This is a genomic window from uncultured Subdoligranulum sp., from assembly GCF_963931595.1.
Taxonomy (GTDB): Bacteria; Bacillota; Clostridia; order Oscillospirales; family Ruminococcaceae; genus Gemmiger.
In genome coordinates this window covers 2734164-2747857 of the sequence record NZ_OZ007030.1, presented here as the reverse complement: position 1 = coordinate 2747857, position 13694 = coordinate 2734164, and the positions used below count along the sequence as shown (strand labels likewise).

Annotated in this window: 12 protein-coding genes; 9 read left to right on the top strand and 3 right to left on the bottom strand. The window is 61.4% G+C overall.

Going from position 1 to position 13694, the window contains the following annotated elements:
• Positions 1 to 247: 247 nt before the first annotated feature.
• From rsmI to ABGT73_RS13095, 3 genes are all read left to right on the top strand, one after another.
• Positions 248 to 1087 (top strand): 16S rRNA (cytidine(1402)-2'-O)-methyltransferase, encoded by an 840-nt coding sequence (rsmI, locus tag ABGT73_RS13105; RefSeq protein ID WP_346670106.1) that lies wholly within the window; start codon positions 248 to 250, stop codon positions 1085 to 1087.
• A 245-nt stretch (positions 1088 to 1332) separates the two neighbouring features.
• Positions 1333 to 1827 carry a metallophosphoesterase family protein gene (locus tag ABGT73_RS13100; protein ID WP_346670105.1) on the top strand — a complete coding sequence of 165 codons (495 nt, stop codon included), beginning with the start codon at positions 1333 to 1335 and terminating at the stop codon, positions 1825 to 1827.
• Positions 1824 to 2558: a biotin--[acetyl-CoA-carboxylase] ligase gene (locus tag ABGT73_RS13095; protein WP_346670104.1), complete on the top strand. Its 735-nt coding sequence runs from the start codon at positions 1824 to 1826 to the stop codon at positions 2556 to 2558. The genes ABGT73_RS13100 and ABGT73_RS13095 overlap by 4 nt, the downstream gene beginning before the upstream one ends.
• Positions 2559 to 2696: 138 nt before the next feature.
• Here the strand turns inward: ABGT73_RS13095 and uxuA are convergent, their stop codons facing one another.
• Positions 2697 to 3800 carry a mannonate dehydratase gene (uxuA, locus tag ABGT73_RS13090; protein WP_346670103.1) on the bottom strand — a complete coding sequence of 368 codons (1104 nt, stop codon included), beginning with the start codon at positions 3798 to 3800 and terminating at the stop codon, positions 2697 to 2699.
• Between the two features lie 159 nt (positions 3801 to 3959).
• Positions 3960 to 5573 (bottom strand): mannitol dehydrogenase family protein, encoded by a 1614-nt coding sequence (locus ABGT73_RS13085; protein WP_346670102.1) that lies wholly within the window; start codon positions 5571 to 5573, stop codon positions 3960 to 3962.
• A gap of 177 nt (positions 5574 to 5750) precedes the next feature.
• On the opposite strand from ABGT73_RS13085, the gene ABGT73_RS13080 reads away from it, so the two are divergent.
• The 4 genes from ABGT73_RS13080 to ABGT73_RS13065 all read left to right on the top strand — a co-directional run bounded on the left by ABGT73_RS13080 (position 5751) and on the right by ABGT73_RS13065 (position 9459).
• Positions 5751 to 6620, top strand: coding sequence for an AraC family transcriptional regulator (locus ABGT73_RS13080; RefSeq protein ID WP_346670101.1), 870 nt, complete (start codon positions 5751 to 5753; stop codon positions 6618 to 6620).
• 71 nt (positions 6621 to 6691) lie between these two features.
• The gene (locus ABGT73_RS13075; RefSeq protein WP_346670100.1) at positions 6692 to 7252 is read left to right on the top strand and encodes a M48 family metallopeptidase; all 561 of its coding nucleotides are present in this window, start codon (positions 6692 to 6694) and stop codon (positions 7250 to 7252) included.
• Positions 7253 to 7280: 28 nt separating this feature from the next.
• Positions 7281 to 8714 (top strand): polysaccharide biosynthesis C-terminal domain-containing protein, encoded by a 1434-nt coding sequence (locus ABGT73_RS13070; protein ID WP_346670099.1) that lies wholly within the window; start codon positions 7281 to 7283, stop codon positions 8712 to 8714.
• Positions 8715 to 8718: 4 nt separating this feature from the next.
• Positions 8719 to 9459: a nitroreductase family protein gene (locus ABGT73_RS13065; RefSeq protein ID WP_346670098.1), complete on the top strand. Its 741-nt coding sequence runs from the start codon at positions 8719 to 8721 to the stop codon at positions 9457 to 9459.
• 277 nt (positions 9460 to 9736) lie between these two features.
• Here ABGT73_RS13065 and ABGT73_RS13060 read toward each other — a convergent pair whose 3' ends face one another.
• Positions 9737 to 11611, bottom strand: a complete 1875-nt coding sequence (locus ABGT73_RS13060) for an LTA synthase family protein (RefSeq protein WP_346670097.1) — start codon at positions 11609 to 11611, stop codon at positions 9737 to 9739.
• 262 nt (positions 11612 to 11873) lie between these two features.
• On the opposite strand from ABGT73_RS13060, the gene ABGT73_RS13055 reads away from it, so the two are divergent.
• Both ABGT73_RS13055 and ABGT73_RS13050 read left to right on the top strand, forming a co-directional pair.
• Positions 11874 to 12284 carry an OadG family transporter subunit gene (locus ABGT73_RS13055; RefSeq protein ID WP_346670096.1) on the top strand — a complete coding sequence of 137 codons (411 nt, stop codon included), beginning with the start codon at positions 11874 to 11876 and terminating at the stop codon, positions 12282 to 12284.
• 12 nt (positions 12285 to 12296) lie between these two features.
• Entirely contained in the window at positions 12297 to 13487 is a 1191-nt protein-coding gene (locus ABGT73_RS13050; protein WP_346670095.1) for a sodium ion-translocating decarboxylase subunit beta, read from the top strand.
• Positions 13488 to 13694 lie beyond the last annotated feature (207 nt).

Here is a 13694-nt window from a genome sequence, read left to right as displayed (position 1 = left end):
TGCGCCCGGTCAAGAGAAAATTGCCGCTTTTGCCATTTTTTGGAGCCTTGCCCGTCCGGCGCCGGAGGTTTTCCACCGTTTTTGGGCAGCATGACGAAGGAAAACTTTATTTTCTTTTGCATCCAAGGCCCGTTCTTCGTTTTGGAAGCATCCCCGGTTTATTTTCTTAAGTCTCGGCGGCTGCCTTGCCAAGGCGGGCGCGGTTGGCTATAATAGAAGAATCAAATTGCACAAAGGAGGCCTGGCTGTGGCCGGAACATTGTATCTGGTGGCGACGCCCATCGGCAATCTGGACGACATGCCGCCCCGGGTGGCGGCGACGTTCGGGGCGGTGGATTTTGTGGCGGCCGAGGATACCCGGGTGACGCTGCGGCTGTTGAATCATCTGGGGCTGAAGAAGCCGATGATGAGCTATTACGAGCACGCGCTGCATCACGGCGAGGCGATTTTACAGCGCATCGAGGCCGGGGAGGACTGTGCCCTGTGCAGCGATGCGGGGATGCCCTGCATCAGCGACCCCGGGGAGCAGATCGTGGCCGAGGCCCATGCCCGGGGCATCCGGGTGGTGCCGGTGCCGGGGGCTTCGGCCTGCATCACGGCGCTGGCGGCCAGCGGACAGCCCACGGCGCGGTTCGTCTTTGAGGGTTTTTTGCCGGTGCCCAAGCGGGAGCGGCGGGAGCGGCTGGCGGCGCTGCAGGGGGAGACCCGGACCATCCTCTTTTACGAGGCGCCCCACAAGCTGCGGGGCACGCTGGAGGATCTGACGGCGGCGTTTGGGGCTGACCGTTCGGTGAGCCTGTGCCGGGAGCTGACCAAGCTCCACGAGGAGATCGTCAAGACCACGCTGGGCGAGGCCGTGGCCTACTACAAGGACCACGATCCGCGGGGCGAATATGTCCTTGTGGTGGCGGGTGCCGACCCGGCCGCCGCGGCGGCGGCAACGGAGCCCACCAAGGAGGACGTGGTGGCGGCGGCGAAGACGCTGCTGGCGGGGGGCATGCCGCCCTCGGCGGCGGCGAAACAGGCAGCCACGGGCACGCCCTTCTCCAAGGGGGAGATCTACAAGGAACTCATCGCAAAAGGGTGACCCTGTTGAAAGTTTCTTCGGTTCCCTTTTTGCCGCCCCGTGCCGGGTGGCCGCGGCTGTTCCCCTGCCAGAACACACCGGGATGACCGGTGAAAGTTTCTTCGGTTCCCTTTTTGCCGCCCCGTGCCGGGTGGCCGCGGCTGTTCCCCTGCCAGAACACACCGGGATGACCGGTGAAAGTTTCTTCGGTTCCTTCTTTTCAAAGAAGGAACAAAGAAGGGACAAAGATAGAAAGGATTTTTTCCATGTCCGATACCACAAAGATTCTCGTCGTGAGCGACGTACACGGCCGGCTGCGTGACCTGCGGTGGGTCTTGCAGAACGAAACGGCCGACGCGCTGTTTTTCCTGGGCGACGGGTTGTATGATCTGAACGCGGCCTTGCAGCTGCGGAAAACGCCGGTTCCCTACCCCATCTACCGGGTGGCGGGCAACTGTGACAGCGGGTATATGGACCCGGTGGAGGGGCTGGCGCCCTTTGGGGGGGTACTGTTTTTCTACACCCACGGGCACCGGTACGGTGTGAAGATGGGGTACGAGCAGCTGGCCGAGAGTGCCGCGGCCCGGGGCGCCGACGTGGCGCTGTTCGGGCACACCCATATGCGGGCGCTGGAACGGGGCCAGGGCGTGACGGCCACGGTGTTCAATCCGGGCAGCCTGCGGGACGGCGGCAGCTACGGCGTCATTGAGATCACCGACGGGAAATGTTCCTTCGGATGGAAGCGGGTGCCTGCCTTTTGAACGAGAGTGTTTTGTATCTGCCCGAAGTGGACAGCACCAACGCCTGGGCCAAATCTCACCTGGACCGGTTCGGGCCCATCGGGGCGGTGTACACCACCCACCAGACGGCGGGCCGGGGACGGCTGGGCCGCCAGTGGACCGACGCGCCGGGCCGGGGCCTCTACTACACGGTGGTGCTGAAAACGCCGCTGGCGCAGCCCAGTACCCTGCCGCTCTTTTCCAGCCTGGCGGTGGCGGATGCCCTGGAAGAGCGGTACGGCGTACAGTGTCAGATCAAGTGGCCCAACGACCTATTGCTGAACGGCAAAAAGGTGGTGGGCATCCTGTGCGAGGGCGCCCCCGACGGGCACAGTGTATTGTCGGGCATCGGGATCAATCTGGCCCAGGAGCAAGGTTATTTTGACGCGGCAAATCTCCCCCACGGCACGAGCCTTGCGCTGCAGGGGGTACAGGTGAATCTTGCCGAAGACCCCGAATGGCTGGCCCAGTATATGACGGATTTCGGGTTTGACCGGGCGCTCTACACCTACGAGGTGGAGGGGTTTGCCCCCTACCGGGCGCGGTACAAGGCGCGGTGCGTGAACCTGGGACGCCGGGTGACCTATGACGGCGGCGCCGGGGTGGCCCGGGACGTGGATGAGGAGGGACGGCTCATCGTGGACGGTGAGAACGGCGAAGTCCATGTCTTTACCGGCGAAGTATCGGTGCAGGGCATCTACGGCGCGGTGTGAGCTTGTTGTTCCTTCTTTGCAAAGAAGGAACCGAAGAAATTCCAATCAAAAATGCCTGGGAGGGTAACACCCTCCCAGGCATTTTTCGTTAGAGTTCTTTTGGTTCTTTTCTTGCAAGAAAAGAACAAGAGGCGCACATCAGGCCTTGGCGGCCTTCTCCTCGTCCAGGCGGTCCAGCATATCCCAGACGCCCAGCATATACTGGATACCCAGGGCACGGTCATACTTGCCGTAACCGGGGCGGCAGTTACCGGGACCTTCCTCCCACAGCTGACGGCCATGGTCGGGGCGGATAACGCCGTCGAAGCCGCAGTCATGGTAGGCGCGGAGAATCTCAATGATGCCGGTCTCGCCGCAGCAATCGCGGTGAGCAGCCTCGCTGAAATCGCCGTTGGGGAAATGATGGATGTTCCGCACATGGGCGAACGGAATGCGGTCGCAGTGCTTGCGCACGATGGCCGCCACATTGTTGTTGGGGTTCGCGTTCAGGCTGCCGGAGCAGAGGGTCAGGCAGTTGTACGGGTCGTCCACCATCTTGAGGAATCGGTCGATGCTCTCGGCATCCACCAGCAGGCGGGGCAGACCGAAGATGTCCCACGGGGGATCATCCATGTGAATGGCCATCTTCACGTCGCACTCGTGGCAGGTGGGCATGATGGCTTCCAGGAAATACTTCAGGTTGTCCCACAGCTTCTCCTTGGTGACGGGGGCATAGGCCTTGAACAGCTCGTCCAGCTTGGCCATGCGTTCCGGCTCCCAGCCCGGGAAGGTCATGTGATACTTCTCGGTGAAGTTCAGGATGTACTCGGCCATGGCCTTGTAATCGTCCTGGATCATGTCCTTCTGGTAGAACAGGGCGGTGGAACCGTCGCCGACCGGATGGAACAGGTCGGTGCGGGTCCAGTCAAAGATGGGCATGAAGTTGTAGCAGATGGTCTTCACACCGAACTTGGACAGGTTGCGGATGCACTGCTTGTAGTTTTCGATCAGCTGGTCGCGGCTGGGCAGACCGATCTTGATGTCGTCGTGGACGTTGACAGACTCCACCACCTCGGCGGTAAAACCGCAGGAATGGATCTGGTCCACCACGGCCTTGATCTCGTCCTCTTCCCAGATCTCGCCGGGCATCTTGCTGTGCAGCGCCCAGACGATGCTCTCCACGCCGGGGATCTGCTTGATGTCGCCGAGGGTGATGGGATCGTTGCCCTCACCGTACCAGCGCCAACCCATTTTCATGGACATAAAAGACCTCCTTGTAGTTTACTTGCAAAAGAGATTCATCTATAACCGGCTTCGCCGCCGGCGGGGTCAAGACCCCGCCCTACGGCCTGCCGAAAAATATACGTTGTACCGTTTTCTGTAGGGCGGGGATTCATCCCCGCCGCAAGGTATCTCCGCCGCTCAGTTCAAGGCGTCGTGCAGGGTCTTGCGCACGGCACCCGCACCCGCCAGCTCGGCCACGAAGTACTTCTCGATCTTGTCGGCCAGGACGGTCCTGGTCAGATCGGTGCCGAAGATGGAAGCGTTGGCGAGGATCGCCTTCAGCTGACCCTGGTAGGTCTCGGGCTTGCCCACCTCGATGCCGGCCAGCTTGGCCTGCAGATCTTCCTTCAGGGGATCGGCGGACACTTCAAAGGCGTTGCCGTTGTCATCCACGGCCAGCAGGTAGCGCAGCCAGCCCGCGATGGCCAGAGGAATGGACACCAGAGTATTCAGATCGCGGCCTTCGGCGATGTAGCTCTTGATGGTCTCGCCGAAACGGATGCCCACCTTCTGGGAGGTATCGGTGGCGATGCGCTGGGGCGCGTCGGGCATGAAGGGGTTGGGCAGGCGCTGCTCCACAACCTCGTCGATGAAGGCCTTGGGCTCCAGAATGCCGGGGTTGACGACAACCGGCAGACCTTCCACATAGCCCAGCCGCTTGATGAGGGCGACGATGTCGGCGTCCTTCATCTCATCGCAGATCAGGGTGTAGCCCAGCATGCAGCCGTAGACAGACATGGCGGTGTGCAGCGGGTTCAGGCAGGTGGTGACCTTCATGCGCTCGGTCTTGTTGACGGTCTCGCGGTCGGTCATGTAGACGCCCGCCTTCTCGAGAGCCGGACGGCCGTTGGGGAACTTGTCCTCCACCACCAGGTACTGGGGACGCTCGGCGTTGACGAAGGCCGCAATGAAGGTGTTCTTGCTGGTGACGATGGGGGCCATATCCTCGATGCCGTCCTTGGCCAGGGACTCCTCCACGATCTTGTGGGGGCGCGGGGTGATCTTGTCGATCATCGACCAGGGGAAGGCGATCTTGCTCTCATCGGTCAGGTAGTCGATGAAGTCCTGGCCCACATAGCCCTTCTCCAGCCAGGCCTTGGCGATGGTCATGACGCTGGACTGCAGCTTCTCGCCGTTGCGGGAGCAGTTGTCCATGGAAACCACGGCCAGAGGATACTTGCCGGCGTTGTAGCGCTCCAGCAGCAGGGCGGCCACCATGCTCATGGCATGACGGGCATGGTCGGGGCCCTCGTCGATGTCGGCCTGAACGACGGGCATCAGGCTGCCGTCCGGACGGTAGAGGGCGTAGCCCTTCTCGGTGATGGTGAAGGAGATCATCTGCAGGCCGGGATCGGTGAAAATCTCCTTGAAGCGGGCCATCATGGCCGCGTCGGAGGAATCGGCGCGCAGACCCTCGGCCACCGAACCGATGATCTCACGGCTGGTGGTGCCGTCGGGGTTCATGGTGACCATCATGGTCAGGTTGTCGTAGGGGGTGTAGATCTTGTCGATGATGTCGTAGTCGAAGGTGTCGGCTGCGATGATGCCTCGGTCGGCCTCACCGGCGTTGAGCAGCTTCTGCTGCAGCGCCGCGATAAAGCCGCGGAAGATGTTGCCGGCGCCGAAGTGCACCCAGATGGGGTGTGCCTTGGTGGCGGCGGTCATGGCCTCGTGGTCGAACCGGGGCAGCTTGACGCCCAGCTTTTCCCACTCTGCTTTCTGGTTGACGATGGAAGAAGCATTCATCTGCATAGTGATTGACTCCTTTTGTTTGACTGCGTGGTGGGCGGTCATCATGCCGTCCGCGTTGATTTCAGTATACTGCGCAATTTTTATCAGGAAAATGGCCGAGATTGCTTGAAAGATTGTAAAAGTTGCGGTAAAGTATACTATATAAAAACGGACCGCCGGAAAAGGGGACAAAACCGCATGGCAGGATCCCATTACAACCCCTATACCCGCCGCCAGACGATGATCGCCTCGGACTACGAGATCTATCGCTACCGCTCCACCTATATGAATGAGGTGGAGCTGCACCACCATGATTTCTACGAGGTGTATCTCTTATTGCGCGGCCGGGTGGAATATATCGTGGAGAACCACATCTACCGCATGCGCCCGGGGGACTGGATGCTCACCAGTCCCCTGGAACTGCACCAGGCGCGGATCGTCACCGACGCGGACGCCTACGAGCGGTTTGTCTTATGGATCGCCCGGCCCTATCTCGAACACCTCTCCACGCCGCGGACAAGCCTGACCCGCTGCTTTGATACCAGCATTCCCAACCACACCAACCTCTTGCGATTGCCGGGGGCGGCGGGGGCCCAGATGCGGGCCTCCATCGACCGGCTCTACACGCTGCGCACCTCCAAGGAGTACGGCAGCGACCTGTTGGCCCAGGGGGCGCTGGTGGAGCTGATGATCGGGCTGAACCGGGCGGCCGCCGAGCGGGGGGATGCCCGGCCCATGGGCAGCAGCGACCAGGTGGTGGACGCGGTGCTGCACTACATCAACGAGCACTACAGCGAGACACTGACGCTGGACCAGCTGGCGGAGAAATTCTTCATCAGCAAATACCACCTGCTGCGCAAGTTCGACGCCCAGGTGGGCACCACGGTGCACCGCTATATTCTGCAGAAACGGCTTCTCAACGCCAAGCAGCTGCTGGCGGGGGGCGTGCCGCCCAACGAAGTGTGCCAGTACTGCGGCTTCGGGGACTACGCGAATTTTTATCGTGCCTTCAAGGCGGAGTACAACCAGACCCCCCGGCAGTACATCCAGACGGTGCGGGGCAACTGACCTTCTTGCACTTTGCCGCCGATGCGTGTACAATAGGGGGAAATTCCTGCCCGAGGGGGTGTCCTGCCGTTATGGCGCAAAGCAAAACCGAAACCCGCCGCGCGGCGGGCATCGACTATACGCTGACCCGGCGGCGGGTGCGCAACATCAACCTGCGGGTGCGGGCGGACGGGTCGGTGGCGGCCAGCGCGTCGCCCCGGGTGCCCGCCGGGGTGGTGGACGCCTTTGTGGCGGCCCGGGCCGCCTGGGTGCTTTCCGCCCAGCGCAAGATGGCCCGCCGGGCCCGGTGGGATGCGGCCGCCGACGCGGCGCTGCCCACCAAGGCGGAGGCCCTTGCGCAGATGACCGCCCTTTGCCGGGCATACTATCCACGGTTCGCGGCCAGCTGTCCGGGGGGCGCCTTTCCCCGCATCGCCGTGCGGGACATGCGCACCCGGTGGGGCTCCTGCAGCCTGAAAACCGGCACGCTGGCCTTCAGCCGGCGGCTGTGTGTGACACCCCCTGCCGCCCAGGAATATGTTGTGGTACACGAATTCTGCCACTTCGCCCACCCCGACCACAGCCCGGCCTTCTGGGCGGCGGTGGAGGCGGTGCTGCCGGACTATCGCCGGCGCCAACAACTGCTGCGGTGAACTGCCGCGCCACATGGAGGTCCTGCTCTTGGCTTCTTCCCAGAAAAAATACACCACGCTGGTGAACAACACCCTGTTGTTCGCCCTGTCCAACTTCAGCTCGAAACTCTTGAGCTTTTTCATCCGGCCCTATCTGAGTTACGCCCTCGACTCCCCCGACGTGATGGGTGTGTCCAGTCTGTTGCAGCAGGCCACCAATTTGCTGATCCCGGTGGTGAGCCTGGGGGTATCCTACGCGGTGATCCGCTTCGGTCTGGACAAGGCCGTCCGCAAGGAGAGCGTCTTTGTGAACGGCGGGCTGACCATCTTCATCGGCTTTGCCATCCTGGTGGTGGCCATGCCGCTGGTGCGGCTCATCCCCAACGCCGCCGAGTACCTGCCCTGGCTCTACCTCTGCGTGCTGGCCAGCTGTCTGCGCACGCTATGCACCCAGTTCATCCGGGCGCGGATGCTCAACCGGCTGGTGGCCATCGACGGCGTGCTCACCACCGGCACATTGCTTGCCTATTACCTGATCTTTTTAAGCTGGTTCAAGATGGGCGCCACCGGCTTCCTGCTGGCCAACGCCTGCGCCGACCTGACTTCCATGGTGTTTGTCTTCTTCGCGGGGGGCTGCTGGAAATACTGCAAGCCCAAAGCCTTTGACAAATCCCTCTGGGGCGAGATGCTGCGGTACTGTCTGCCCATGATCCCGGCGGCCATCAGCTTCTGGATCATCAACGCCAGCGACATGTTCTTCGTCCAGGCCATGTGCGAGGACTATCAGGGCCTCAGCGGCAACTACTGGGTGGGCCTGCTCTCCGCCGGGTACTTCCTGCCCCAGGTCATCACGATTATGGGCAGCATCTTCTACGAGGCGTGGCAGCTCTCCGCCGTCACCGAGGAGCAGGACCGGGAAGCCTTCTTCTCCAAGATTTTCCGGGTCTACGCCTGCGCCATGTTCTGCTGTGTGGCGGGGGTGGTCATGCTCTGCCGCCCCATGATGCACCTTTTCAAAGCGGAGTACTATGACGGCTGGACCTTCGTGCCCTTCCTGACCCTCTGCTCCATGTGCACCTGCCTGAACCAGTTCCTGAACAGCGTGTATGTTGTCTACAAGCGGTCCACCGGGTCGCTCTTCACCATGCTGGCGGGTGCTGTGCTCAACGCCATTCTCAACGGCATCTTCATCCTGCTGTGGGGTCCCTGGGGCGTCACGCCGGCCAGTTTCTTAAGCCTGCTGCTCGTCTTTTTGCTGCGGGCCTACTCCACCCGGGGGCTTCTGCGCATCGACTTCCACCCCGCCTGGCTGCTGGTGAATCTGGTGCTGGTGCTGGCCGAGATCTGGTGTCTGATGAATCTTACCGCCTGGGTCATCCCGGTGGTGCTGCTCACCGCCGTGGTGTGTGCCATCAACGTGCGGGAAGTCTACAGTCTGGTGCAGAAGCTGCTGGGCAAATTCCTGCACCGCAAAGGAGCGTAAAATCATGGATAATGAAATTCTCCGGGCGCTGCACGCCCGCAAAAGTGTTCGGGTCTTCACCGACGAGCCGGTGACCGCCGGGGAGCGGGCCGCCATTCTGGAAGCAGCCTTCCAGGCGCCCACGGCGGGCAACCAGCAGCTCTACACGATTCTGGACATCACCGACCCCGCCCAGAAGGCGCGGCTGGCGGATCTGTGCGACCACCAGCCCTTCATTGCCAAGTCGAAACTCTGCCTGGTGTTTCTGGCGGACTGCCGCCGGTGGGTTCGTGCCTACCGCGCCGCCGGGGTGGAATCGCCCCGCAAGGCCGGGCCGGGGGATCTTTTGCTGGCGGTGGCGGATGCCTGCATCGCGGCCCAGAACGCCGTGACGGCGGCGGAGAGCCTCGGCATCGGCAGCTGCTACATCGGGGATGTGCTGGAAAACGCCGAGGAGATGCGCAAGGCCCTGGCGCTGCCGCCCCAGGTGGTGCCGGCCTGCATGCTGGTCTTCGGCCGTCCCACCCGGCAGCAGAAGGACCGGGCCAAGCCGGTGCGGTTCCGGGAGGAAGCGGTGGTGTGCGAGAACACCTACCGCGACCGCACCGAGGCGGAGCTGCGGGAGGATTTCAACCTCCGGGGCGCCGGGGTGCCGGAGTTTGAGTTTGACCGGTATCTCCAGGCTTTCTGCAAGCGCAAGTACGACAGCGACTTCTCCCGGGAAATGAGCCGCAGCGCGGCGGTTTATTTACAAGACTTTGAATGATGGTTTTTCCCGCTTTCTTGCAAGAAAGCGGGGCAAAGAACTCTATCGAACAAGGCACGGTCCTAGGGCCGTGCCTTGTTTCGTTATGGCAAGGATGTAGGGCGGGGATTCTTCCCCGCCGCGGGGTGTGGCCGTTTCCGTCAGATTCTCCGGCGGGGTCAAGACCCCGCCCTACAATCAAACCGTTCTTTTGTTTTCTATATAAAAAATGCACGGTCAATGACCGTGCATTTTTGGTTGAAGTTTCTTTGCCTACTTTCTTTTCAAAGAAAGTAGGTCACTGGGCGTCGAACAGCGACTGATCCCGTTTGGCGTGGGCGCCCACGTTGTTGTATTCGAGATTCAGGTACCCGTGCACCCACTGGTCCAGCTGGGTATCGGTGCCGAAGGTAGCGGTGTGTCCGTCGGGGGTCATGTAATCGTTGGCGCCGGTCACCACCGGGGTGACCTCCTTCATCTCCAGCAGATACTGGTAGAAGGTGCTCAACGGCAGCCCCGCCTGCTGGGCGATGGTGGGCGCCAGCATCACCATGTCCATCCGGTTCAGGGGGTCGGTATCGCTCACCGCCGCCTCGATGTTTTCCAGCGGATAATTCGCCCAGATAAAGAAGGGCGTGCTGCGCTCGAGAATCTGCAGCTCATTTTCGGGGGCGATGGTCTTGTCCGCCACGTGATCCACAAAACTGGGCGCGTGGTCGCCGGCGAAGGCCAGCACCACCTTGCGGCCGGTGGTCTCGTAGAGATTGGTGAAATACTCCATCAGTTCCGCCACGGCGGCGTCGCTGCGCTTCATGCAGCTTAAGTACTCGTCCATCAGCTCGTCGTACTCGCCGTAATCGGTGGCGGCGTGGACCTCGTCCAGGGCGGCGTCGTTCATGTCGTAGTCGCCGTGGCTCTGGATGGACACCAGGAAGGCGAACCGGGGCTGATCCTCCGGCATGGCCTCGTAGAGGGCCTCAAAGTCCCTGTAGGAGGCGGAATCCGTCTGGTAGGGGCGGTCGCCGTAATACTCCTGGGTGGGGAAGGAATCCTGGAAATAGGTCTCGTCGAAGCCCAGGGCCCGCCAGGCGGAATCCCGGCGATAGTTGGAATTGGTGTAGGGATGGGCCGCCATGGTGGTGTAGCCCAGGCTCTTGGTGTAGCTGACGATGCTGTTGGCGCCGTAAAGGTTCAGCCAGTTGAACGGGGTGATGGAGGGCATCAGCATCAGCGAATTGCTGGAGAGCATCTCGTACTCGCTGGAGTTGGTGCCGCCGCCCACATGGGGGCTCACCGTGTGGCCGTAGACGGCGTTTTCCAGGTTTTTCGTCACCGGCATGACCTCGGTGTCGGCCTGCAGGTCGGTGACAAGGTCAAAGTCGTAGAAACTCTCCGAGAGCACCAGCACGATATCGGGGTATTCCTGGGCGGTCTCGGCGGTGGCGAACTTGCCGGTGACCAGCGCCGCGGCGTCCTGGGCCGCCTGGTCGGAGTAGCCCTCCGGCTCCACGATGGGGTCGGCCATGAGGGCGCTGGCCTCCACGGTGCCCGCTAAGTACCCGTACTTATAATAAGTTTCCTGCCAGGCCCAGCCGTAGGTGGCCTTGGGCTTGATGGGATTGGGCCCGAAGTAGCCGAAGAACATCACACAGAAAATGCAGGCAGCGCTCACCGCCACCCGCACGGCGCGGGCGCGCCAGCTGGCGCGGCGCGGGCCGTTTTTGGTGAGCAGCCACTGCAGGGCGCTGATGGCCAGCACCGGCACCACCAGCAGCCCGATGGTGACGACGGTCTGGGAGATTTTTAAGGTGTAGCTGCCCATGACCTCGGCGGCGGTGCCGAGATTCAGCACATCCTGGGGCATGAGGGCGGAGCCGTGGAGGTCCCGGGTGTAGTAGTTGACGAGGGCCAGCACGGTGAAGAGCACCCCGGCGATGCCGGTGGCCAGCCACCAGCGGCCCAGCAGGGCGAAGAGGACCAGCGTCAGGCAGAAGGCGGTCATGGCGTTGAGGGGCGCATAGACGGGCCACTGTCCGGCCAGATAGTTGGGGGTGACGCCGTCCGACAGTTCCAGCTGATACCGCGCGATGAAGGCGGCGGCCACTGCCAGCAGGCAGGGCAGCACAGCCCGGAGGAAGATTTTTTTCCAGTTTACGGTTTTTAACGTCTGCATGGGGAAATTTCCTACCCTTTCTATACCAAGCGGAAAAACATACGCTGTTCAGTATAGCACAAACGGCGGAAAAAGGAAAGAGGGTGCGCCGCTGGGTTTTGCTGGAAAGGGCGGGGTCGTCAGCCTGTCCGAAGATGGGAAAGGTTTGTTAATTTTTTTGTAAAAAAATCTACCAAAAAAATCCGCATTGTGATATAATACAATCAAATGTCGCTTGTGCAAAATATGCGATTGGTATTACGCCAAAAGGAGGAACCGCACTATGCCCAACCTTGCACTGCTGGCGCTGGAGCCCAGCGATGGCACCGTCGTGCTGACCAGTATTGTTCTGGTTTTTGCGATGCTGATTGCCCTGTGCCTGATCATCATGGCAGAAGGCAAAATCTTTGACAGTATGAAACCCAAGGCCGACAAACCCAAGCCCTCCAAGGCGGAGAAATCCGCCCCCAAGGCGCCTGCCAAACCGGCCCCGAAACCCGCTGCCCCTGCCGCGAAGGCGGAGGGCGGCATTCCCGGTGAGGTGATTGCCGCGATCTCGGCGGCGGTGGCCTGCGTGATGGGTGAAGGTGCCGTGATCCACGGCATCCGCCGCGTGGCGAAATCCGGCAAGGGGTCCCGCCGCGGTGCGTGGGGCGATGCTGGTGTGCGGGAACACACCACGCCGTTTATGTAAGGAGGGCTGAAAATGGGTGCAATTTTTACCAACATTGCCGAAATTTTCGGCAATTCCGGCTGGGCGCAGATCTTCTTCACGGAGGGCGGCTGGAAGTACGCCGTCATGCTGGCGGTGGCCTGTGTGCTTTTGTATCTGGCCATCGTGAAGCAGTTTGAACCGCTGCTGCTGCTGCCCATCGGTTTCGGCATGCTGATGACCAACCTGCCGCTGGACGGCATCTTCCACATTGAGATCTTCCTCAACGAGACCAACCACATCAACTGGGAGATGCTGGGCAATTCGGGCGGCATGGTGGACTACATCTACCTGGGCGTCAAGCTGGGCATCTATCCCCCGCTGATCTTCCTGGGCATCGGTACCATGACCGACTTCACCCCGCTGATCGCCCGTCCGTCCAGCCTGCTGATGGGCGCTGCGGCGCAGCTGGGCATCTTCTTCACCTTTGTGGGCGCAAAGATCCTGGGCTTCACCAACCAGGAAGCCTCTTCCATCGGCATCATCGGCGGTGCCGACGGCCCCACGGCCATCTTCGTCACCACCCGTCTGGCGCCCCATCTGCTGGGTTCCATTGCGGTGGCGGCCTACTGTTACATGGCGTTGGTGCCGGTCATTCAGCCGCCCATCATGCGCGCCCTGACCAGCGAGAAGGAACGCCAGGTCATCATGACGGCGCCCCGGCAGGTCTCCAAGACCGAGAAGATCCTCTTCCCCATCATTGTTACCATCATCGTTTCGCTGACGCTGCCTGACGCCGCCATCCTGGTGGGCTGCCTGATGATGGGCAACCTGATGAAGGAATCCGGCGTTGTGGAACGTATCACCAAGACCGCCGGCAACGAGCTCATGAACATCATCACCATCTTCCTGGGCTTCTCGGTTGGCTGCACCACCAACGCTTCCTCCTTCCTGACGCTCCAGACCGTGGAGATCATCATCCTGGGCGTTGTGGCCTTCGGTGTGGGCACCGCGGGCGGCGTGCTGCTGGGCAAGGTCATGTGCGCCCTCACCGGCGGCAAGATCAACCCGCTGATCGGTTCTGCCGGCGTGTCCGCTGTGCCTATGGCGGCCCGCGTCAGCCAGAAGGTCGGCCAGGAGTACAATCCCCGCAACTACCTGCTCATGCATGCCATGGGCCCCAACGTGGCGGGTGTTATCGGTTCCGCTGTGGCGGCCGGTATCCTGATCAACATGTTCGGCTGATATCCCTTGTAATTGCATAACGAAATCCCGGCTGCTGCGGCGGCCGGGATTTTTTAACACAGGTGTTCGATTTTACAAAATGTTCATATTGCCATCATAGTTTATTAGCAGTTATCCTGTATCTTTATAGGCACAGGGAACCGGAGCCGCAACCGGAACCCTGGAACATGATTCCTCCTCACACCAAACCGATACCCTAACGCCCCC